The sequence below is a fragment of the Pseudomonas sp. LB3P25 genome, from assembly GCF_054897985.1.
In genome coordinates, this window is the sequence record NZ_CM142711.1 from 1,658,461 (window position 1) to 1,677,928 (window position 19,468).

The 19,468-nt window shown below is 57.4% G+C and carries 22 protein-coding genes; 17 read left to right on the forward strand and 5 right to left on the reverse strand.

Features of this window, described 5'->3' with window-relative positions; genetic code table 11:
- Window position 1 precedes the first annotated feature (1 nt).
- Both ACYZTW_RS07165 and ACYZTW_RS07170 read right to left on the reverse strand, forming a co-directional pair.
- On the reverse strand, window positions 2-2,038 hold the full coding sequence (locus ACYZTW_RS07165; protein ID WP_462004308.1) for a sensor histidine kinase: 2,037 nt from the start codon (window positions 2,036-2,038) through the stop codon (window positions 2-4).
- A 45-nt stretch (window positions 2,039-2,083) separates the two neighbouring features.
- The gene (locus tag ACYZTW_RS07170; RefSeq protein ID WP_462004309.1) at window positions 2,084-3,001 is read right to left on the reverse strand and encodes a putative 2-dehydropantoate 2-reductase; all 918 of its coding nucleotides are present in this window, start codon (window positions 2,999-3,001) and stop codon (window positions 2,084-2,086) included.
- 141 nt (window positions 3,002-3,142) lie between these two features.
- Here ACYZTW_RS07170 and ACYZTW_RS07175 point away from each other — a divergent pair, with 141 nt between their 5' ends.
- Window positions 3,143-3,628: a YajQ family cyclic di-GMP-binding protein gene (locus ACYZTW_RS07175; RefSeq protein WP_048379301.1), complete on the forward strand. Its 486-nt coding sequence runs from the start codon at window positions 3,143-3,145 to the stop codon at window positions 3,626-3,628.
- Between the two features lie 140 nt (window positions 3,629-3,768).
- Entirely contained in the window at window positions 3,769-4,611 is an 843-nt protein-coding gene (locus ACYZTW_RS07180; protein WP_462004310.1) for a mechanosensitive ion channel family protein, read from the forward strand.
- 64 nt (window positions 4,612-4,675) lie between these two features.
- Here the strand turns inward: ACYZTW_RS07180 and ACYZTW_RS07185 are convergent, their stop codons facing one another.
- Both ACYZTW_RS07185 and ACYZTW_RS07190 read right to left on the reverse strand, forming a co-directional pair.
- Window positions 4,676-6,007: an OprD family porin gene (locus tag ACYZTW_RS07185; protein WP_462004311.1), complete on the reverse strand. Its 1,332-nt coding sequence runs from the start codon at window positions 6,005-6,007 to the stop codon at window positions 4,676-4,678.
- Window positions 6,008-6,190: 183 nt separating this feature from the next.
- Window positions 6,191-6,523 (reverse strand): hypothetical protein, encoded by a 333-nt coding sequence (locus ACYZTW_RS07190; RefSeq protein WP_462004312.1) that lies wholly within the window; start codon window positions 6,521-6,523, stop codon window positions 6,191-6,193.
- 397 nt (window positions 6,524-6,920) lie between these two features.
- Here ACYZTW_RS07190 and ACYZTW_RS07195 point away from each other — a divergent pair, with 397 nt between their 5' ends.
- Window positions 6,921-7,346 carry an HIT domain-containing protein gene (locus ACYZTW_RS07195; RefSeq protein ID WP_462004313.1) on the forward strand — a complete coding sequence of 142 codons (426 nt, stop codon included), beginning with the start codon at window positions 6,921-6,923 and terminating at the stop codon, window positions 7,344-7,346.
- 3 nt (window positions 7,347-7,349) lie between these two features.
- Window positions 7,350-7,556, forward strand: a complete 207-nt coding sequence (locus ACYZTW_RS07200; protein ID WP_462004314.1) for a SlyX family protein — start codon at window positions 7,350-7,352, stop codon at window positions 7,554-7,556.
- A 72-nt stretch (window positions 7,557-7,628) separates the two neighbouring features.
- Here the strand turns inward: ACYZTW_RS07200 and ACYZTW_RS07205 are convergent, their stop codons facing one another.
- Window positions 7,629-8,231 (reverse strand): cold-shock protein, encoded by a 603-nt coding sequence (locus tag ACYZTW_RS07205; RefSeq protein ID WP_008147390.1) that lies wholly within the window; start codon window positions 8,229-8,231, stop codon window positions 7,629-7,631.
- Between the two features lie 307 nt (window positions 8,232-8,538).
- Between ACYZTW_RS07205 and ACYZTW_RS07210 the strand changes: the two genes are divergently transcribed.
- The 13 genes from ACYZTW_RS07210 to tolB all read left to right on the forward strand — a co-directional run bounded on the left by ACYZTW_RS07210 (window position 8,539) and on the right by tolB (window position 19,426).
- Window positions 8,539-9,009 carry a Dps family protein gene (locus tag ACYZTW_RS07210; RefSeq protein WP_462004315.1) on the forward strand — a complete coding sequence of 157 codons (471 nt, stop codon included), beginning with the start codon at window positions 8,539-8,541 and terminating at the stop codon, window positions 9,007-9,009.
- A gap of 269 nt (window positions 9,010-9,278) precedes the next feature.
- The gene (locus tag ACYZTW_RS07215) at window positions 9,279-9,617 is read left to right on the forward strand and encodes a ribbon-helix-helix domain-containing protein (protein WP_462004316.1); all 339 of its coding nucleotides are present in this window, start codon (window positions 9,279-9,281) and stop codon (window positions 9,615-9,617) included.
- A 136-nt stretch (window positions 9,618-9,753) separates the two neighbouring features.
- Window positions 9,754-9,975 (forward strand): FmdB family zinc ribbon protein, encoded by a 222-nt coding sequence (locus tag ACYZTW_RS07220; RefSeq protein WP_462005716.1) that lies wholly within the window; start codon window positions 9,754-9,756, stop codon window positions 9,973-9,975.
- Window positions 9,976-10,098: 123 nt separating this feature from the next.
- Window positions 10,099-11,874 (forward strand): aspartate--tRNA ligase, encoded by a 1,776-nt coding sequence (gene aspS, locus ACYZTW_RS07225; RefSeq protein ID WP_462004317.1) that lies wholly within the window; start codon window positions 10,099-10,101, stop codon window positions 11,872-11,874.
- A gap of 124 nt (window positions 11,875-11,998) precedes the next feature.
- The gene (locus ACYZTW_RS07230; protein WP_462004318.1) at window positions 11,999-12,745 is read left to right on the forward strand and encodes a YebC/PmpR family DNA-binding transcriptional regulator; all 747 of its coding nucleotides are present in this window, start codon (window positions 11,999-12,001) and stop codon (window positions 12,743-12,745) included.
- Between the two features lie 227 nt (window positions 12,746-12,972).
- On the forward strand, window positions 12,973-13,497 hold the full coding sequence (gene ruvC, locus ACYZTW_RS07235) for a crossover junction endodeoxyribonuclease RuvC (RefSeq protein WP_008147379.1): 525 nt from the start codon (window positions 12,973-12,975) through the stop codon (window positions 13,495-13,497).
- A 116-nt stretch (window positions 13,498-13,613) separates the two neighbouring features.
- A complete protein-coding gene (ruvA, locus tag ACYZTW_RS07240) occupies window positions 13,614-14,231 on the forward strand; it encodes a Holliday junction branch migration protein RuvA (RefSeq protein ID WP_007897033.1) in 618 nt (205 codons plus the stop codon).
- Window positions 14,232-15,293: a Holliday junction branch migration DNA helicase RuvB gene (gene ruvB, locus ACYZTW_RS07245; protein WP_461955385.1), complete on the forward strand. Its 1,062-nt coding sequence runs from the start codon at window positions 14,232-14,234 to the stop codon at window positions 15,291-15,293. It abuts the gene before it with no gap.
- 127 nt (window positions 15,294-15,420) lie between these two features.
- The gene (ybgC, locus tag ACYZTW_RS07250) at window positions 15,421-15,888 is read left to right on the forward strand and encodes a tol-pal system-associated acyl-CoA thioesterase (RefSeq protein WP_348127405.1); all 468 of its coding nucleotides are present in this window, start codon (window positions 15,421-15,423) and stop codon (window positions 15,886-15,888) included.
- Window positions 15,878-16,573 (forward strand): protein TolQ, encoded by a 696-nt coding sequence (gene tolQ, locus ACYZTW_RS07255; RefSeq protein ID WP_462004319.1) that lies wholly within the window; start codon window positions 15,878-15,880, stop codon window positions 16,571-16,573. Before ybgC ends, tolQ begins: the two co-directional genes overlap by 11 nt.
- Window positions 16,574-16,596: 23 nt before the next feature.
- Window positions 16,597-17,049, forward strand: a complete 453-nt coding sequence (tolR, locus tag ACYZTW_RS07260; protein ID WP_161807482.1) for a protein TolR — start codon at window positions 16,597-16,599, stop codon at window positions 17,047-17,049.
- The gene (tolA, locus tag ACYZTW_RS07265) at window positions 17,049-18,128 is read left to right on the forward strand and encodes a cell envelope integrity protein TolA (protein WP_462004320.1); all 1,080 of its coding nucleotides are present in this window, start codon (window positions 17,049-17,051) and stop codon (window positions 18,126-18,128) included. Before tolR ends, tolA begins: the two co-directional genes overlap by 1 nt.
- Window positions 18,125-19,426: a Tol-Pal system beta propeller repeat protein TolB gene (gene tolB, locus ACYZTW_RS07270; RefSeq protein WP_462004321.1), complete on the forward strand. Its 1,302-nt coding sequence runs from the start codon at window positions 18,125-18,127 to the stop codon at window positions 19,424-19,426. Before tolA ends, tolB begins: the two co-directional genes overlap by 4 nt.
- Window positions 19,427-19,468: the final 42 nt, after the last annotated feature.

The following is a 19,468-nucleotide window of genomic DNA, read 5'->3' on the forward strand; positions in this document are numbered from 1 at the left end:
GTTACCTCGATAGCTGATTGAGTTCTTGAGAGACGAGCGGGGTGCCCGCCAAGGGCAGGCGCAAGGTGAAACATGTGCCTTGGCCCAGGGTCGATTGAACTTCCATCTGACCCTTGTGGTTGTTGGTAATGATGAAATACGAGACCGACAGGCCAAGGCCGGTGCCCTGACCGATTTCCTTGGTGGTGAAGAACGGCTCGAAAGTACGTTTGCGCACGCTCTCGCTCATGCCGATGCCGTTGTCTTCAACCTGGATTTCCGCCCACGGCGGATTCAGCTTGGTGCGCAGAATGATCCGTCCCGGCTCGCGGTCGTCTTCGCGCTGGTGAATAGCCTGCGCAGCGTTTTTCAGCAGATTGAGCAGCACTTGCTCCAGTTCGTTCGCCGTGCCGGGCACCGGACCGAGTTGCGGATCGAACTGACGAATGATTGCCTGGCCCTTGAAGTCGAAACCGATCGCCAGGTCGAAGTCATTGCCGGCAATTTCCACCGCCTGATCGATCAGCGCCGGCAGGTCGCACGGGGCCATTTGCCGGGTACTGCGACGGCTGAAACTGAGCATGTGAGTAACGATCTTCGCTGCCCGGGCCCCCGCCTGTTGAATGCCATCGAGCAGTTGCGGCACTTCCCGCACTTGCAGGTATTGGTTGACCGTCGAAAGCGCGATGCCGACCTGTTCGGCCTGTTCGAGGTTCTTCGGGAGATCGGGTGACAGGCGTCGGCGGATGTTTTGCACGTTGTGCAGGATCGCTCCCAATGGGTTGTTGATCTCGTGGGCCATACCCGCGGCGAGGCCACCGACCGAGAGCATTTTTTCCGACTGCACCATCATTTCCTCCAGCGACAGGCGCTGAGTGATGTCGTCGATCCGGATCACCACACCACGCCCGGCACCGCCCATCAGCGGGTAGAACGTCAGCGCGTAGTGCTTGGGTTCTTCGTCCTTGAACCAGGTGACACGCTCGATCTTGGCCACCGTGTGCTGCTCGACGGTTTGCTTGAGCTGTGGCAAAAAGGGCTTGAGCGGTTCGAAGGCAAGGAAGATCGGTTGGTTCAAGGCTTCGTCGAGGCGCGTGCCAGACAGGGCGCTGGCCTCCTGATTCCACTGCGTCACGTAGAGCTGTTCATCAAGGGCGATCAGCGCCGAGGGCATGGAGTCGATGATGCTGTTGAGGTAGTTCTGGAATCCGGTGAGCTTCTTCTCGATCTTGCTGCGCACCTGAACTTCGAGTTCCAGTTTGCGATTGGTATGGCGGGTCTCTTCGGCCAGGCCCTGGGCCTGGTCATAAGCGGCCTGGGAATCGTCCCGGGCCCGCTTGAGTTGCTGCTCACGGGCCTCGATCCGCGAGAGCATGGTGTTGAAGGCTTCGGCGAGGCTGCCGATTTCGTCATGGTTGCCGCGGGAGGCGCGCAGGGCGTAGTTCTCTTCCCGGGTCACTTGCCGGGACAGCTCTTCGAGCTGATGGATCGGCCGGGTAATCAAGCGTTTGATCTGCCGGGCAATCACCAGCCACAACAGCACACTGAAGATCAGAATCCCGAGACTGGCGGTGAGGGTGCCGGTATAGAACGCCATCGGCAGTTCGCTGCTGGCGACCAGTAACAGGTGGCCGGGCGCGGTGCCGGGGCGGGGCAGGGTGATGATTTGATTGCTGCGAAACTCGGTGGCTTGCCAGGATTCGATGTGCCGGTAGCGCTCCGGCAGACTCAGCTTGTCGCCATGCTGCAACTGCGCCAGACGCTCGCCCTTGCCGTCATAAAGGGCCGCCGCGCGCAGCGGTGAATAGCTGTTGAGTTCATTGAGCAGGCGTTCGGCGCTTTGCGGTGACTGCAAGGCTTCAGACACCAGGCTGGGGTTGGACACCAGGCGGCCGATGGTCTGCAAGGCTTGAGGTGCCATGCTTTCCTGGGAGATGTAGTACGCGGCGCTGATAAAGGTCAGGTTGGCGACCAGCAGGACGGTGGTCAACAGCACCAGCAGGGCGGCCAGCAATTTCTGGCCGACCGGAAGGTTTTCAAGGCGCTGGCGCAATGGCATCTGGTTCATCGCTGAATAGGAACAAGTGGCCAGCGTAGCCGCTGCTCAGTCGCTGGGCAATCCAAGGCTGTGCAGATGGGTAATCAACCTTTGCTCAAGTTGATTGAGGTGTGGCAGGTTCAACTGATGCCTCGCAGCGACTTTGCAGGCATGACCCAATAGATAGCTGATCTCGGTCCGGCGCTGGTTCGCGACGTCCTGGTACATCGAAGAGTAGTTGGCGGCGGTCGCGTGAATCACCCGTTCGACTTCCTGTTGAAGGTTCTCGGCCGCTGCTGGCTGACCGCAGCGCTCAAGCAACTCGGTCAATTCGACGCAGAGGGTGGCGACTTCGCAGCGGTGTTCCTGTAAGCCGCCATTACGGCAGTCGTGTAGCACGGTCAGCGGATTGATCGCGCAGTTGAGCGCCAGTTTTCGCCACAGCCTGGTCAAAATGTCGGTGCTCCACTCGTGGGGAATACCGGCGACGTCCAGGTCATCCAGCCATATCGGCGCCACGGGATGCCCGGCGTCCCCCAGCCAGGTGTAACCGTGGCCGGCGAACACCACGCGCCAGTCACCATCGCGAAAGGCGCCTTCGGTGCTCGACGCGCTAATGCAGCGTGCCTGCGGCACTTGCGTGGCGACGGCGTCCTGGCTGCCAAGACCGTTCTGCAACAGGATCAGCTCGGCGTCGGGGGCCAGGCGCGGTGCCAGTTGGGCCACGGCTTTCTCGGCATCGTAGGCTTTGCAGGCTACCAACAGGCGGTTGATCGGTTCACTGTTGTCGGGTGTCTCGGCGGGCACTGGATAGCGCTGCGCTACACCGTGTTCGACCAGCGTCAGCCCACCCGCCGACTCATACGCCTGTAAGCGTGCAGCGTCCCGCAGGATCAGTTTGACCGGCACGCCGGCCCGCGCCAGTCGAGTGGCCCATAAGGTGCCAAGGCTGCCGGCGCCCAGAACATGCCAAGTGGTGGACATCAGCTTTTTGCTCTGTTTATCGCGCGCATGGGAGGCACGCAGTGAATGATGGGAAAGACCCGTTATAATCAGCGCGGATTTTAACCGCAAGCCAGGCGTGCTCCATCGTGATCGAGCATGCCCTTTTATTGGAGAGATTACATGCCGTCGTTCGACGTGGTATCCGAACTGGACAAACACGAAGTCACCAACGCGGTCGAGAACGCCGTCAAGGAACTCGATCGTCGTTATGACCTGAAAGGCAAAGGCAGCTTCGAGTTCAAGGAAAAGGACCTGACCGTCAACCTGACTGCTGAAGCCGATTTCCAGCTCGAAGCGATGATTGAGATCCTCAAGCTGGCCCTGGTCAAGCGCAAAATCGACGTGCAGTGCCTTGAAGTCAAGGATGCCTATGCGTCGGGCAAACTGATGAAGCAGGAAGCGGTCCTCAAGGAAGGCATCGACAAAGAGATGGCGAAGAAAATCGTCGCTCATGTCAAAGACGCCAAGCTCAAGGTTCAGGCTGCCATTCAGGGTGAGCAGGTGCGCATTACCGGCAAGAAGCGTGACGACTTGCAGGAAGCCATTGCGGCCCTGCGCGCCAAGACTTTCGATTTGCCGCTGCAGTTCAACAACTTCCGCGACTGACTTTTCAGGCGGGAACCCTGTGGGAGAGCCTGCTCGCGAAAGCGGTGTGTCATTCAATGGTGATTTCGACTGATATGCCCTCTTCGCCGGCAAGCCGGTCTCGCTCCCACCCGGATTGTGCTTAACCCAGGAGAATGTAGATGGATTTGAATGCTGAAGTGGACAACCTGGTCAAGGCGTCTCAAGCCTGGATTCCGATGATCATGGAATACGGCAGCCGCGTGCTGCTGGCAGTCATCACTCTGGCCGTCGGTTGGTGGCTGATCAACAAAGTAACGCAAAAGCTTGGCGGGTTGCTGGCGCTGCGTAACGCCGACCTGGCGCTGCAAGGGTTCATCAGTAGCCTGGCGAACATTATTCTCAAGGTTCTGCTGATCGTCAGCGTGGCATCAATGATCGGGGTGGAAACCACTTCGTTCGTCGCGGCCATCGGTGCGGCCGGTCTGGCCATCGGTCTGGCCTTGCAGGGCAGCCTGGCGAACTTCGCCGGCGGCGTGCTGATTCTGTTGTTCCGCCCGTTCCGCATTGGTGACTGGATCGAAGCCCAAGGTGTTGCCGGCACGGTCGACAGCATCCAGATCTTCCACACCGTACTGCGTACCGGCGATAACAAAACCATCATCGTGCCTAACGGCAACCTGTCGAACGGCATCATCACCAACACTAACCGTCAACCGACGCGCAAAGTTGTGTTTGATGTGGGCGTTGATTACGAAGCGGACCTGCAGAAGGCCCGTCATGTTTTGCTGGACCTGGCCAAAGATGAGCGTGTTTTGGCTGACCCGGCACCTCAGGCAGTGATTTCTACTCTGGGTGACAGTTCGATTACTGTTTCCCTGCGAGTGTGGGTGAAGACGGCGGATTACTGGGACGTGCTGTTCATGTTCAACGAGCAATCCCGTGATCGCTTGAAGACAGCCGGTATCGATATCCCGTTTCCGCAACGTGTTATTCGTGTGGTTCAGGAATCTGCGGTGCAGTAAGCAACGAAAAAGGCCCATCCGAAGGTGGGCCTTTTTTTGATTACCGCGAACTAACTTTCGGCAATTACAGAACCGACAGCGGGTAGTCGATGATCAGACGGAACTCGTCGATGTTACCTTCAAACGCGTCGTCATGGTTGGCGCGATGCCATGCTTGACGAACACGGAAGGACAGATCCTTGGCCGGGCCGGTTTGAACGACGTACTTGGCTTCGACGTTAGTTTCGTGGTGTTTGCCATCTGCACCGTAGAAGCCGGTGTAGGCACTGCCCGCCGGTGTGTTGGTACCGTCGATGTCCCAACCTTTCACGTAACGGGTCATGAAGCTCAGACCAGGTACGCCGTATTCGGCCATTTTCAGGTCATAACGGACTTGTACCGATTTCTCGCCAGGGGCGTTGAAGTCAGAGTACTGGATGGAGTTGGCGAGGAAGATCGAGTCGCCACCGCGGTTGTTTTTACCCACGCCGATATAGTCGAACGGAGTATCGCCATTCACTTTCTGGAAGCCCAGGGTGACGGTGTGCGCTTTCAGAAACGAGTAAGCAGCGGCCAGCGAGTAGGCGGTGTTGCTGATTTCGCCTGCTTTTGCGTCACCGGTGTCCTTGGTGTTGTAGATGTTACCGTCGAAGTTGATCGAGTTGTCGCCACCCAGTGCCAGCGTGTAGTTCGCGTTAGCGTAGTACTGGTTCCAGATGTCTTCGAGCTTGGCACCGTAGAGCGACACGCTCAGGTCTGGGGTAATGCCGTACTTGCCACCGAAGTAGTCGATGGAGTTGGCTTCCACGGCAGCGTAGTTAGCCCACAGGCTACCGTCACGGGCGTTGCTGTCCTGGCTGGTCGCCGAAGTGAAGTGGCCGCCTTCGAGGTCAAGGTCTTTGACTTCGCTGCTCTGCAGTTGGATGCCGGTGGCAGTTTGGTGAAGGATGCGGGAGCCGCCAACAGCGAACACTGGGGCAGTGCTTGGCTGCATGTCGCCGATTTTCAGCTCAGTCTTGGAGATGCGGAACTTGGCAGCAGCGCCGGCTTTGCCCTGGTTGTTTTCGACCTCGCCATCAGAGCCCACGGGCATGTTGCCGGTGCCACCATATTTGTCCGAACCGTCCAGCTTAATGGCCAGTTGACCCCAAGCTTCAACGCCAACACCGATCAGACCTTGGGTGTAGCCAGAGCTGAACATGCCCTGGATGCCCTGGGTCCAGTCTTTGTCGTCGGTTGCGCCGTCTTTCTTGTTACGGTTGTAGTAGTAGTTGCGAACTAGCAAATCGAGCTTGCTGTCTTCAACAAAACCTTTGGCTTCTGCCTGGTCGCTTACGAAAGGTGCGGCTACTGCCAACTGAGTACTGGCTGCTGCTGCAACTGCCAGTGCGATCATGCTCCACTTCATCACGCGCATCGTGATTTGCTCCTTTGGTTTTAGAAGAGTACTGCCGTCCCACCTGATTTATTATCTGGGCGGCTCTTTCTTTTTGTGTCGGCGCAAACTTATATCACGCCGACCATGTTGGCGATACTTGCGCATCTAACCTTTCAGCTTCTTTACGACCCCGTCGCAAACGGCTTGGTAGATGTCGCAAATTTACAGCCTCAATGCAAGCGGGCTGGCAACTTTAGCGTTGTTTTCCAGGGCCTGAGCATCGGTAAAAAGAGTCCCTGGTGAAACGCTTGAATCTCCATCGGGCAACCCTGCCACTGTTTTTATTTGCCTTAAAGCTTCCACTTCCAGCGGACGCTTTAGAGGCGATGTGGGTGTGAATGCAACAAGCGTGCACAAATCAGAATCCTGCTGGTTTTTTTTCTGAATGCCTGCCTGTCGCTGTAAAAACCTCATAAAACCGGGGTGTTCAAGCACGTTTTGTTTGGGCTTGACGCCATGGTTTGCATCGTGTTGCACCCTTATGGCCGACTGCATGACAACCCAAAACGTTACCGGTTCACCCCACCAGTGAGTAGATGGCGGATGCCTGACCGACTCAGCGTAGACGCACTGTGCGGTTTTGGTGCAAAAAATTTTAATCGCTGTACTGAATTCATACAGCGCGGCCGTTTGCCAAATGCGAACGCATCGTTGTTTTTCAGTCAGTTCGGCGCTTTTGGCGCGGCCATTGGTTCTGTAATGGTGCGCCCTGATCGAAAATGACTCATGTCGGGGCGCGTGTCGGCCGTTTGTAGGTCTTTGGACGGCGTCGACGTTGGTTCGTCGTGAAGCCAGCGGCGTTCGCAGGTATGCTGCCGTCCTGTCGCTTGGTGCGCCGTCTCTCGGGATGGGCGCTAAGCTGAAAAATGATGACCCGGCGGGAGTGCGCGCAGTGTTCGCTTTAGATCCACGACTTCAACAAGACACGTTACCGATCGGGGATTTCCCACTCTGTCGGTTGCTGCTGTCCAATGATTCGAACTACCCCTGGTTCATTCTGGTGCCACGTCGCGAGGATATCAGTGAGATATTTCAGTTGGGTGTCGCAGATCAACAGCAGCTGTGGCAGGAAACGACTGCCCTGGCGCAAATGCTCAAGGATTTGTTCGACGCAGACAAGTTGAATGTCGCGGCCCTGGGTAACGTCGTCAGTCAGTTGCACATGCATGTGATTGTGCGCAAGCGTGAGGACGCCGCCTGGCCGGCGCCGGTCTGGGGTAAACACCCAGCCAAGCCTTATGCCTCAGAGCAGATCGCGCTGATTCGCGAACGGCTGCGTCTGGTATTGACCGAAGATTTCACGTTTCTGGAGGGTTGAATCATGAGCCTGGAAAATCGCGTTACCGATCTGGAAAGTCAGTTGGCATTTCAGGATGACACCATCCAGGCATTGAGTGATGTGCTGGCGACGCAGCAGCGTGCAGTTGAGCGTCTGCAGTTGCAAATGGCGGCATTGCTCAAGCGGCAAGAAGAAATGGCCGGCCAGTTCGAGACGTTTGAAGAAGAAGCGCCACCGCCGCATTACTAAGCTGTATTACAAAAAAACGGCAATAAAAAACCGCGAACAACCAAGTTGTTCGCGGTTTTTTTTAGCCTTGAATCAGCGGCGCGGCAGTGCGGCGATCACATCTTCGGCTTGCAGGCCTTTGTCACGATTCATGACGGAGAACTCCACGCGCTGGCCTTCGACCAGGACGCGATGACCTTCGCCACGAATGGCCCGGAAGTGCACGAAAATATCGTCGCCGGAATCACGGGAAATAAAGCCGAAGCCTTTGGAGGTGTTGAACCACTTGACGGTGCCAGTATCACGGTTGCTCATGTCGTAGCTTGGCGAGGCGGCGGCCGGTGACGATTTGTAGAAGCTGATGGCCAGGTGCAGAAGAACGGCAATCAGGGCAGCGACCAGGCTGAACAGAACAGCAGGTTGACCGGCAATGACAGGCATCGGCGCGATCAGCGTCAGGGTTTGCAGGACGACGGTCAGAACCAGCAGGGCGCTGACCAGGTTTTGCAGTTGATGACGCGGGCCTTTGTTCCAGTAGGGGATAACAGGAGCGAGGGTGAGGTTGAGCAGGCCGAAAAAGGCCAGGTACAGCGCATCGGGTTGTTGCAGGTAAGGTACGGCTTCGGATCGCAGGCTAGGGATGAAGGACAGCAGCAAGGCTGCTGCGCCCATTAGCAGGTGGACAATTTTCAACATTTTGATAACTCACGTTAAGACGGATCACAAGGAAGAGCTGAGTGAGCACGGTTCGCTTCAGAACAATAAGAGGCGTTGGACACGTACCCGGTATCAGCCTATGCGCAGCCCCCGGAAAATAGGTGGTAGCGACACACTGCCTATTTAACAGCAAAGCCTGCGGCTACTCAAATCAGCCAGTCCAGCGGTGCCCTGATGGTCGATTTGTCGCAGGTAACCGGAGAATCCGGGGCTGCGGGGCGCCGGCAGGCTTGCTAGAGTGGTCCTGCACCTGTTGGATGAATTTCATCACCTTTAGGGGAAACGCATGGCAATCGATATCGGAATCAGTGAAGAGGATCGCAAGTCCATCGTCGACGGACTTTCGCGCCTGCTGTCGGACACTTATGTACTTTATTTGAAAACCCATAACTTCCATTGGAACGTCACCGGTCCGATGTTTCGGACCCTGCACTTGATGTTCGAGGAGCAATATAACGAGTTGGCCCTGGCCGTCGATTCGATTGCCGAGCGAATTCGCGCTCTCGGATTTCCTGCCCCGGGTGCCTATTCTGTTTATGCGCGCCTTTCTTCTATCAAGGAAGAAGCGGGTGTACCCAGTGCCGAAAATATGATCAAGCAACTTGTCGAAGGCCAGGAGGCGGTCACGCGTACTGCGCGCGGGATCTTTCCACTGCTCGACAAAGTCAGTGACGAGCCAACGGCTGACCTCCTGACCCAGCGTATGCAAGTCCACGAGAAAACCGCGTGGATGCTGCGCTCCCTGCTGGACCAGTAACCCTGTTGGTGCGCGGATGACGCCCCTGAGGCGTTGTTCGCGCCCTGTCTTCTCGTAACGTTTAGTGTCTTTCTGTTGAACGATATCGCGCCCAGGCGTGTAGGAAATTATCTGGAGTAGGACGGTCTCCATGATCGCCCTTCAGTTGTTGGCTTATCCTACGTTGATGGTCATAAAGTCATCTGGATATAACTTTGCGCCTGCGCTTTTATAGAGAAACAGCTTGTTGCTCTTATAAAAAGCAAGGATGGCAAAGGAGTGTCAACGATATGGTATATGAAGACAGGCGAAGCGAGGGGAGGGGCGGTCCACTTAAGGATGTAAGGATCGACCCATTTGTCAGCGAATTTGATATGGGCCTGGCCCAGCCTTTATCCCGGTCAGTGCGGTTGAATGGCTTTGCAACCTGTTTGCGGCTTGAACAGGTCTACTGGGATATTTTGGGCGACATGGCCAAGGTCAACTGCTGTACGGTCAGCGCGCTGCTGTCCCATGTGGACCGCGAGGTGCATTTGCGTCACGGCGGGGTCAAGAACTTTACCGGGCTGGTGCGGGTTGTGTGCGTCGTGCACAGCCTGAAGGAAGGCGGCTGCGTCGCCATGCCTTAGCCACAGGGGTGGAATGGGTAGAGTGTCGGTCTGTGCAGTCTTACGGCTGCACAGGCTGCATTTAATGGATATAATCCCGCTCTTTGCCGCAAAACCCTGCGTGTGCGGTAGCAATCTGATCGCCGAGACAACCCCCATGCCGATGTACGACTATCAATGTGCTTCCTGTGGTCATCAGTTGGAAGCCATTCAAAAGATCAGCGCAGCACCGCTGGTCGACTGCCCTGCCTGCCAGGCGCCAGAGCTTAAGAAGATGCTATCCATGCCGGGCTTCCGCCTTAGCGGCACCGGCTGGTACGAAACCGATTTCAAGACCGGTTCCAAGAAGAATCTGGTCGGCGGCGACAAAGCTGACTAGGGTCTTGAACCTGAGTTGAACGACTACGCGCGAGCTCTTGCATCATCTGGCGCCTTTCACAAGGGCAGGATATGAGCAAGGCCTCCAACCGAATTTCGAATTACGAGAAGTGAAACCACTACCATGATGCGCAGCCATTATTGCGGCCAACTGAACGAAAGCCTGGAAGGCCAGGAAATTACCCTTTGCGGATGGGTTCACCGTCGCCGTGACCACGGTGGGGTGATTTTCCTCGATATCCGTGATCGTGATGGTCTGGCCCAGGTGGTGTTCGACCCGGACCGCGCTGAATCCTTCGCCGCCGCCGATCGCGTGCGCAGCGAATACGTGGTCAAGATCACCGGCAAGGTTCGCCTGCGTCCGGCCGGTGCTACCAACGCCAACATGGCGTCGGGCATGATCGAAGTGCTGGGCTACGAGCTTGAAGTACTGAACGAAGCGGAAACCCCGCCGTTCCCGCTCAACGAGTTCTCCGACGTCGGCGAAGAAACCCGCCTGCGTTATCGCTTCATCGACCTGCGTCGTCCGGAAATGCTCGAGAAGCTGCGTCTGCGTTCGCGCATGACCACCAGCATCCGCCGTTACCTGGACGAGAACGGCTTCCTCGATGTCGAGACGCCGATCCTGACCCGCGCTACCCCGGAAGGTGCTCGCGATTACCTGGTGCCGAGCCGTACTCACGCAGGTAGCTTCTTCGCCTTGCCGCAATCGCCGCAACTGTTCAAACAACTGTTGATGGTTGCCGGCTTCGATCGCTACTACCAGATCGCCAAGTGCTTCCGCGACGAAGACCTGCGTGCCGACCGTCAGCCTGAATTCACTCAGATCGACATCGAAACCAGCTTCCTCGATGAAAAAGACATCATCGGCATCACCGAAGGCATGATCCGCAACCTGTTCAAGGAAGTGCTGGACCTGGAATTCGGTGAATTCCCGCACATGACCTTCGAAGAAGCCATGCGCCGTTACGGTTCCGACAAGCCGGACCTGCGTAACCCGCTGGAACTGGTGGACGTTGCCGACCAACTGAAAGAAGTCGACTTCAAGGTGTTCAGCGGCCCTGCCAACGACCCGAAATGCCGCGTTGCCGCTCTGCGTGTTCCAGGCGCGGCGAGCATGCCGCGCAAGCAGATCGACGACTACACCAAGTTCGTCGGCATCTACGGTGCCAAGGGCCTGGCGTACATCAAGGTCAACGAGCGCGCCAAAGGCGTTGAAGGTCTGCAATCGCCGATCGTCAAGAACATCCCTGAAGCCAACCTCAATGTGATCCTTGATCGCGTTGGCGCGGTTGACGGTGACATCGTGTTCTTCGGTGCCGATAAAGCCAAGATCGTCAGCGAAGCCTTGGGCGCGCTGCGGATCAAGGTCGGTAACGATCTGAACCTGCTGACCTGCGAGTGGGCACCGATGTGGGTTGTCGACTTCCCGATGTTCGAAGAGAACGACGACGGCAGCTTCACTGCGTTGCACCACCCGTTCACCGCGCCGAAGTGCACCCCGGAAGAACTGGAAGCCAACCCGGCGACCGCTCTCTCTCGTGCCTACGACATGGTACTGAACGGCACCGAGCTGGGTGGCGGTTCGATCCGTATCCACCGCAAGGAAATGCAACAGTCGGTATTCCGTCTGCTGGGTATCAGTGAAGCGGAACAGGAAGAGAAGTTCGGCTTCCTGCTCGACGCCCTGAAATACGGCGCACCGCCGCACGGTGGCCTGGCCTTCGGTCTGGACCGTCTGGTGATGCTGATGACCGGCGCCCAGTCGATCCGTGAAGTGATCGCCTTCCCGAAAACCCAGAGCGCCGCTTGCGTCATGACTCAGGCCCCGGGTGTGGTAGATGCCAAGGCATTGCGCGAACTGCACATTCGTCTGCGCGAAACGCCTAAAGCTGAGTAAGGCTGACCAGAAGGGCGCATCTTCGGATGCGCCCTTTCCTTTATAGAATGGTCGAGATTTTTATTTGCCGGCTGGCGCGTCATGGCGCGGCGGGCAATGTTTCAAAGAGAATTCGGAGCGAGATATGGCGGGTCATTCCAAGTGGGCGAACATCAAGCACCGCAAAGAACGTCAGGATGCCAAGAAGGGCAAGATTTTCACCAAGTGGATTCGTGAACTGACCGTTGCTGCCCGTCAGGGCGGCGCTGATCCGGGTTCCAACCCGCGTTTGCGTCTGGCGCTGGACAAGGCCCTCGGCGCGAACATGAGTCGCGACATCATCGATCGCGCGGTCGCCCGCGGCGCCGGTGCTGCCGACACCGACGACATGGTCGAACTGAGCTACGAAGGTTACGGCCCGGGCGGCGTGGCGGTGATGGTCGAGTGCATGACCGACAACCGCAATCGCACCGCAGCCGCTGTTCGCCATGCGTTCAGCAAGTGCGGCGGCAACCTTGGTACGGACGGTTCGGTGGCCTATCTGTTCGAGCGCAAGGGGCAGATTTCCTTCGCTCCGGGCGTCGATGAAGACGCGCTGATGGAAGCGGCGATGGAAGCCGATGCCGATGACGTGGTGACCCACGAAGACGGTTCCATCGACGTGTTCACCTCGTTCGCCGGTTTCTACTCAGTGCGTAATGCCCTGGAAGCGGCTGGTTTCAAAGGTGATGACGCGGAAATCGTGATGCTGCCCACCACCAGTGCCGAACTGGACCTGGAAGGCGCCGAGAAGGTTCTCAAATTGATCGACATGCTTGAAGACCTGGATGACGTGCAGAACGTCTATTCCAACGCGGACATTCCTGAGTCGGTAGCCGCGCAGCTCGGTTAAGGGCGACTAAGATTCAATGTGGGAGCGAGCAGTGGCGAGGGGATTCATCCCCGTTCGGCTGCGAAGCAGTCGCAGACCCAGTGAATACGGTTTTTCTGAAATCTTCGTATTCACAGGTTCAGGGCCGCTTCGCGACCCAACGGGGATGAATCCCCTCGCCACAGTTCGCTCCCACATTTGTTATTCGCTGTATTGAATATCGTGCTCTTACCAAACCCGCAGGCGTTATGACTTTAATTCTAGGTATCGACCCCGGTTCGCGCATTACCGGTTATGGCGTGGTGCGTGATACCGGGCGTGGTTGCGTGTACGTGGCGTCGGGCTGCATTCGCACAGGTTCCGGCGAGCTGCATGAACGCCTGCAAATCGTCTATCGCGGCGTGCGCGAAGTCATCCAGACCTACGGCCCGGTGACCATGGGGATCGAAAAGGTCTTCATGGCGCGCAACGCCGACTCTGCATTGAAACTTGGCCAGGCCCGCGGTGCAGCCATCGTCGCCGGTGCTGAAGAAAGCCTGGAAATCGCTGAATACACCGCGACCCAGGTCAAGCAGGCGGTGACTGGGACCGGCGCGGCGAATAAAGAACAGGTGCAAATGATGGTCATGCACATGCTGAAACTGACCAGCAAGCCGCAAATCGATGCCTCGGACGCCCTGGCCATCGCCATTTGCCATGCTCACACCCGTTCCAGCCTGTTGCCTCATGGCCTGGGCACGGCACGCAGTCGTGGCGGGCGCCTGCGTCTCTGATAGCATCAGCAATCATTTTTTATGGAGCGAGGGTTTTGCGCCTGTGTCGTCGGCGCAAAACCCTTGCTCTGTCAGTCGCCAGCTGCTGAGCTGGCCAACGCTCAAGGATCTGAAACGTGATTGGACGCTTGCGCGGCACACTGGCTGAGAAACAGCCGCCGCACCTGATTCTGGATGTGAACGGTCTGGGGTATGAGCTGGAAGTGCCCATGACCACGCTTTATCGCTTGCCGTCGGTCGGTGAACCGCTGACCTTGCACACCCATTTGGTCGTACGCGAAGACGCGCAGTTACTCTATGGCTTCTTCGGCAAGCGCGAGCGAGACTTTTTTCGCGAGTTGATCCGTCTCAATGGTGTAGGGCCGAAATTGGCCCTGGCCCTGATGTCGAGCCTGGAAGTCGACGAACTGGTCCGCTGCGTGCAGTCCCAGGACACCTCGGCGCTGACCAAGGTGCCGGGCGTGGGCAAGAAGACTGCCGAGCGTTTGCTGGTGGAACTCAAGGATCGCTTCAAGGCCTGGGAAACCGTGCCGGCGATGTTCGCGTTGGTGCCAAACCAGCCGGGTGGGCCAGATGCGCCAGCTCCGGTCGCCACCGCCGAAAATGACGCGGTCAGCGCGCTGATCTCCCTGGGCTACAAGCCGCAGGAAGCCAGCAAGGCGATTTCCGCGATCAAGGAGAAAGGTTTGAGCAGTGAAGACATGATTCGTCGTGCCCTGAAGGGAATGATCTAAGTGATTGAAGCTGATCGTCTGATTACCGCCACACCTGGCCCTCGTGACCGCGAAGAAGTCCAGGATCGGGCGATTCGTCCCGTCAGTCTGGCTGAGTACATTGGCCAGCCGACTGTTCGCGAGCAAATGGAGTTGTTCATCCAGGCTGCCCGTGGGCGCAATGAATCCCTGGACCACACGCTGATTTTCGGTCCGCCGGGGCTGGGTAAAACTACCTTGGCCAACATCATCGCCCAGGAAATGGGGGTCTCGATCAAGAGCACCTCGGGCCCTGTGCTTGAACGCCCGGGTGATCTGGCTGCGCTGCTGACCAATCTTGAGCCGCACGACGTGCTGTTCATCGACGAAATCCATCGGCTCTCGCCAATCGTCGAAGAAGTGCTGTACCCGGCCATGGAAGATTTCCAGCTCGACATCATGATCGGCGAAGGGCCGGCCGCGCGCTCGATCAAGCTTGATCTGCCGCCGTTCACCCTGGTCGGTGCGACGACGCGGGCGGGGATGCTGACCAATCCACTGCGCGACCGTTTCGGGATCGTCCAGCGCCTGGAGTTTTACAACACCGCTGACCTGGCAACGATTGTCAGTCGTTCGGCTAACATCCTCGGCTTGCCCCTGGACCCGGAAGGCGCTTTCGAAATCGCCCGTCGTGCCCGTGGGACGCCGCGGATCGCCAACCGTTTGTTGCGCCGGGTTCGGGATTTCGCCGAAGTTCGCGCCAAGGGTCACATCACCAAACCGATTGCCGACCTGGCCTTGAACCTGCTGGATGTCGACGAACGTGGCTTCGATCACCAGGATCGACGTCTGTTGTTGACCATGATCGAGAAGTTCGATGGTGGGCCGGTCGGGGTCGATAGCCTCGCCGCAGCCATCAGTGAAGAGCGCCACACCATTGAAGACGTGCTGGAGCCGTACCTGATCCAGCAGGGCTACATCATGCGTACGCCGCGGGGGCGGGTGGTAACCCGGCATGCGTACCTGCACTTCGGCTTAAACATTCCGTCACGTATGGGCGAGATGCCCGTGGTAGACGAGTTCCTCGATGCCGTGGACGATTAATAACCTTTGCGCGCTGATTTATTCGGGGATTGTGCGGTCTCAGGACCGTACTTTCGCCAGAAAGCCGTGAATCAATGAAAAACAGTTGCCTGGCCGGATTGGCAACCTGAGGAGTAAGCACTAGAGTATGCGCGCGCAAAACGGGCTTGAGCCTTTCGCACTTCGTTGTCGCGTTTATTACGAGGACACCGATGCGGGCGGCATCGTGTATTACGTTAATTACCTCAAGTTTATGGAACGGGCCCGAACCGAGCGGCTCCGGGAGCTGGGCTTTGCCCAATCCCAGCTTGCAGGTGAGGACCTGTTGTTCGTCGTGCATTCCAGCGAAGCGCGTTACCACGCGCCGGCGCGACTGGACGACGAACTGCTGGTAAGCGCTGAAGTAATCGAATTGAACCGTGTCAGCCTGCGCTTCAAACAGCAGGTCAGGCGGGCTACGGATAATGTGCTGCTCTGCGAAGGGCAGTTTTTGGTGGCCTGTGTGCGCACTAACAGTTTGAAACCCCGGGCCATTCCCGAAGCTCTACGTGCGGCCTTTGCCGACGTGAGCGGCGCGGGTACACACTCAAAGCAGGAGATAAAGCGTGGAAGCTAACGTCGTCGACCATTCCTCCATGTGGAGCCTGGTCAGCAATGCCAGTATCGTGGTGCAACTGGTAATGCTGATCCTGGTAGCCGCATCGGTGACCTCATGGATCATGATCTTTCAGCGCAGCAACCTGCTGCGCGCTGGTCGACGTGCCCTGGAGAGCTTTGAAGAGCGCTTCTGGTCGGGTATCGACCTGTCCAAACTCTACCGTCAGGCCGGCAGCAACCCTGATCCGGATTCGGGCGTAGAGCAGATCTTCCGTGCCGGTTTCAAGGAGTTTTCCCGTCTGCGCCAGCAGCCAGGTGTTGACCCGGAAGCGGTCATGGAAGGCGTGGCCCGTGCCATGCGCGTCGCCATTTCCCGTGAAGAAGAAAAGCTCGAGCAGAGCCTGCCGTTCCTCGCGACCGTAGGTTCCGTCAGCCCCTACATTGGTCTGTTCGGTACCGTCTGGGGGATCATGAACTCCTTCCGTGGTCTGGCAGCTGCCCAGCAAGCGACCCTGGCCACTGTGGCTCCAGGTATCGCCGAGGCACTGATTGCAACCGCGATCGGTCTGTTCGCCGCCATCCCGGCCGTTATCGCTTACAACCGTTTTGCTGCTCGCAGCGAAACCCTGCTGAGCCGTTACTACACCTTCGCCGACGAATTCCAGGCGATCCTGCACCGCAAAGTGCACACCAGCGAAGAATAAGCAGGTAATTTCCAATGGCTTTAATCGCTCGAGCTCGCAAAAAGCGCAAGCCGGTTGCCGAGATGAACGTGGTGCCTTACATCGACGTGATGCTGGTACTGCTGGTCATCTTCATGGTGACCGCTCCGATGCTCAATCAGGGCGTGAAAGTTGATCTGCCCAAGGTTTCCAGCGAAGCCTTGCCGCAGGACAACAACACCCAGGTCCTGACCATTTCGATCAAGGCTGACAAGACCTACTACTGGAACCTTGGCAGCGAAGTCGACACCGAAAAACAGCAGGACAAGGCCATGACCTTGCCGCAGATGACCGACGCTGTGACCAAGATCATTCGCGCCGGTACAGAAGGCGGCAAGCGCACCCAGGTGTTCATCCGCGGTGACAAGACCGTTGATTACGGTTCCGTGATGGGCGCCATGGGCGGGTTGCAGAAAGCCGGGGTCGGTAATGTTGGCTTGATTACCGAGGCACCCTGATGCAGCAAATGCGAGAGCCGTCCGCCTCGGAAAGCTACTTCTGGCCTAGTGTCTGGGCGCTTGTCTTGCACGTGCTGGTTTTCGGCATGCTGTTTGTCAGTTTCGCCTTCACGCCCGAACTGCCGCCGGCCAAGCCAATTGTCCAGGCGACCTTGTACCAACTGAAATCGAAAAGTCAGGCGACCACCCAGACCAATCAGAAGATTGCGGGTGAGGCGAAGAAATCCGCCGCGCGCCAGACCGAAGTCGAACAGATGGAACAGAAGAAGATCGAGCAGGAAGCGATCAAAGCCGCGGAACAAAAGAAGGAAGATGCGGCTCAAAAAGCCGAGGAATCCAAGAAGGCCGACGAGACGAAGAAAGCGGAAGAGGCAAAAAAGGCTGATGAAGCCAAGAAAGCCGATGAAGCGAAGAAGACCGCCGAAGCCAAAAAGGCCGAAGAGAAACAATTGGCTGATATAGCCAAGAAGAAGTCTGAAGAAGAAGCCAAGAAAGCAGCTGAAGAAGAGGCCAAGAAAGCGGCCGCTGAAGAAGCGAAGAAAAAGATCGTCGAAGACGCGAAGAAGAAAGCCGCGGAAGACGCCAAGAAGAAATCTGAAGCTGAAGAGGCGAAAAAGAAAGTCGCCGAAGACGCGAAGAAGAAAGCTGCCGCCGATGCTGCGAAGAAAAAATCGCAGGAAGCGTCACGTAAATCCGCCGAAGACAAAAAGGCTCAGGCCCTGGCAGATTTGCTTTCCGACACGCCGCAGCGTCAGCAGGCCTTGGCGGATGAGCAGGGTGACGAAGTCGCCGGTAGTTTCGATGATCTGATCCGTGCTCGTGCAGCAGAAGGCTGGGCTCGTCCACCTTCGGCCCGCAAAGGCATGACAGTCGTGTTGCAAATCGGCATGTTGCCGGACGGTACGGTGACTTCGGTCAGCGTGGCCAAGTCCAGTGGCGATGGTCCGTTTGACGCTTCGGCTGTAGCGGCGGTGAAGAATATTGGACGTTTGACAGAAATGCAGGGAATGAAGCCGAGCGATTTCGCTCCGTATCGTTCATTCAAGATGACATTCACACCTGAGGATCTAGCCTTGTGAGAAACCTTCTTCGAGGAATGCTTGTCGTTATCTGCTGCCTGGCAGGGATAGCGGCAGCCGATGAAAAAAACATTCTGGTCACCAGCGGCAGTGATCGGGCCACCCCGATCGCAGTCGTTCCGTTCGGCAACCAGGGCGGCAGCGTGCTGCCGGACGACATGGCCGAAATCATCGGTAACGACCTGCGCAACTCGGGTTACTACTCGCCGATTCCAAAACAGAACATGATCAGCCAGCCAAGCCAGGCCAGCGAAATCATCTTCCGTGACTTCAAGGCGCTGGGCGCCCAGTACGTCATGGTCGGCAGCATTGCTCCAGCGGGCGGTCGCCTGCAGGTTCAATACGCACTGTTCAACGTCGCCACCGAGCAGCAAGTGTTGACCGGCAGCGTGTCAGGCAGCGTCGATCAACTGCGCGACATGTCGCACTACATCGCGGACCAGTCGTTCGAAAAACTCACCGGTATCAAAGGTGCGTTCTCGACACGTCTGCTGTACGTGACGGCCGAGCGTTTCTCCGAGAAGAACACGCGCTACACGCTGCAACGTTCGGACTATGACGGTGCCCGCGCTGTGACCCTGCTGCAATCGCGCGAGCCGATCCTGTCGCCGCGTTTCGCACCGGATGGCAAGCGCATCGCTTATGTCTCGTTCGAGCAGAAGCGTCCGCGTATTTTCATGCAGAACATCGACACCGGTCGCCGTGAGCAGATCACCAACTTCGAAGGCCTGAATGGCGCGCCAGCATGGTCGCCGGATGGTCAGCGTCTGGCGTTCGTGTTGTCGAAAGACGGTAACCCTGACATCTATGTGATGAGCCTGGGTTCGCGTCAGATCACTCGCGTCACCAACGGTCCTGGCATCAACACCGAACCGTTCTGGGGTAAAGATGGTTCGACCATCTACTTCACCTCGGACCGAGGCGGCAAGCCACAGATCTACAAAACCAGCGTCGGTGGTGGCGGTGCGGAGCGTGTGACCTTTATCGGTAACTACAACGCCAACCCTAAGCTTTCGGCTGACGAAAAGACCCTGGTGATGATCCACCGCCAGGATGGTTTCACTAATTTCAAGGTGGCGGCCCAGGATTTGCAGCGCGGAAGCGTAAAAATCCTCACTGATAGCACTCTGGACGAGTCGCCTACTGTTGCGCCCAACGGCACCATGGTAATCTACGCCACCCGCCAGCAGGGCCGGGGAGTCTTGATGCTCGTGTCCATTAATGGACGCGTAAGGCTCCCGCTTCCTACCGCACAAGGCGAAGTCAGAGAACCTTCCTGGTCCCCTTACCTGAACTGACGCGGCGCTACACGCTTTACTTAACACACTGGGGTTCATTAG

What these genes read in the sequence shown, in the direction of transcription:
- tolA (WP_462004320.1), top strand. Translation starts at nt 17,049, where the DNA reads ATGCAGCAAATGCGAGAGCCGTCCGCCTCGGAAAGCTACTTCTGGCCT.
- ybgC (WP_348127405.1), top strand. Translation starts at nt 15,421, where the DNA reads ATGCGCGCGCAAAACGGGCTTGAGCCTTTCGCACTTCGTTGTCGCGTT.
- ACYZTW_RS07200 (WP_462004314.1), top strand. Translation starts at nt 7,350, where the DNA reads ATGAGCCTGGAAAATCGCGTTACCGATCTGGAAAGTCAGTTGGCATTT.
- ACYZTW_RS07205 (WP_008147390.1), bottom strand. Translation starts at nt 8,231, where the DNA reads ATGTTGAAAATTGTCCACCTGCTAATGGGCGCAGCAGCCTTGCTGCTG.
- ACYZTW_RS07180 (WP_462004310.1), top strand. Translation starts at nt 3,769, where the DNA reads ATGGATTTGAATGCTGAAGTGGACAACCTGGTCAAGGCGTCTCAAGCC.
- ruvC (WP_008147379.1), top strand. Translation starts at nt 12,973, where the DNA reads ATGACTTTAATTCTAGGTATCGACCCCGGTTCGCGCATTACCGGTTAT.
- ACYZTW_RS07230 (WP_462004318.1), top strand. Translation starts at nt 11,999, where the DNA reads ATGGCGGGTCATTCCAAGTGGGCGAACATCAAGCACCGCAAAGAACGT.
- ACYZTW_RS07210 (WP_462004315.1), top strand. Translation starts at nt 8,539, where the DNA reads ATGGCAATCGATATCGGAATCAGTGAAGAGGATCGCAAGTCCATCGTC.
- ACYZTW_RS07220 (WP_462005716.1), top strand. Translation starts at nt 9,754, where the DNA reads ATGCCGATGTACGACTATCAATGTGCTTCCTGTGGTCATCAGTTGGAA.
- ACYZTW_RS07165 (WP_462004308.1), bottom strand. Translation starts at nt 2,038, where the DNA reads ATGCCATTGCGCCAGCGCCTTGAAAACCTTCCGGTCGGCCAGAAATTG.
- ACYZTW_RS07170 (WP_462004309.1), bottom strand. Translation starts at nt 3,001, where the DNA reads ATGTCCACCACTTGGCATGTTCTGGGCGCCGGCAGCCTTGGCACCTTA.
- ACYZTW_RS07185 (WP_462004311.1), bottom strand. Translation starts at nt 6,007, where the DNA reads ATGCGCGTGATGAAGTGGAGCATGATCGCACTGGCAGTTGCAGCAGCA.
- ACYZTW_RS07215 (WP_462004316.1), top strand. Translation starts at nt 9,279, where the DNA reads ATGGTATATGAAGACAGGCGAAGCGAGGGGAGGGGCGGTCCACTTAAG.
- aspS (WP_462004317.1), top strand. Translation starts at nt 10,099, where the DNA reads ATGATGCGCAGCCATTATTGCGGCCAACTGAACGAAAGCCTGGAAGGC.
- ACYZTW_RS07175 (WP_048379301.1), top strand. Translation starts at nt 3,143, where the DNA reads ATGCCGTCGTTCGACGTGGTATCCGAACTGGACAAACACGAAGTCACC.
- ACYZTW_RS07190 (WP_462004312.1), bottom strand. Translation starts at nt 6,523, where the DNA reads ATGCAGTCGGCCATAAGGGTGCAACACGATGCAAACCATGGCGTCAAG.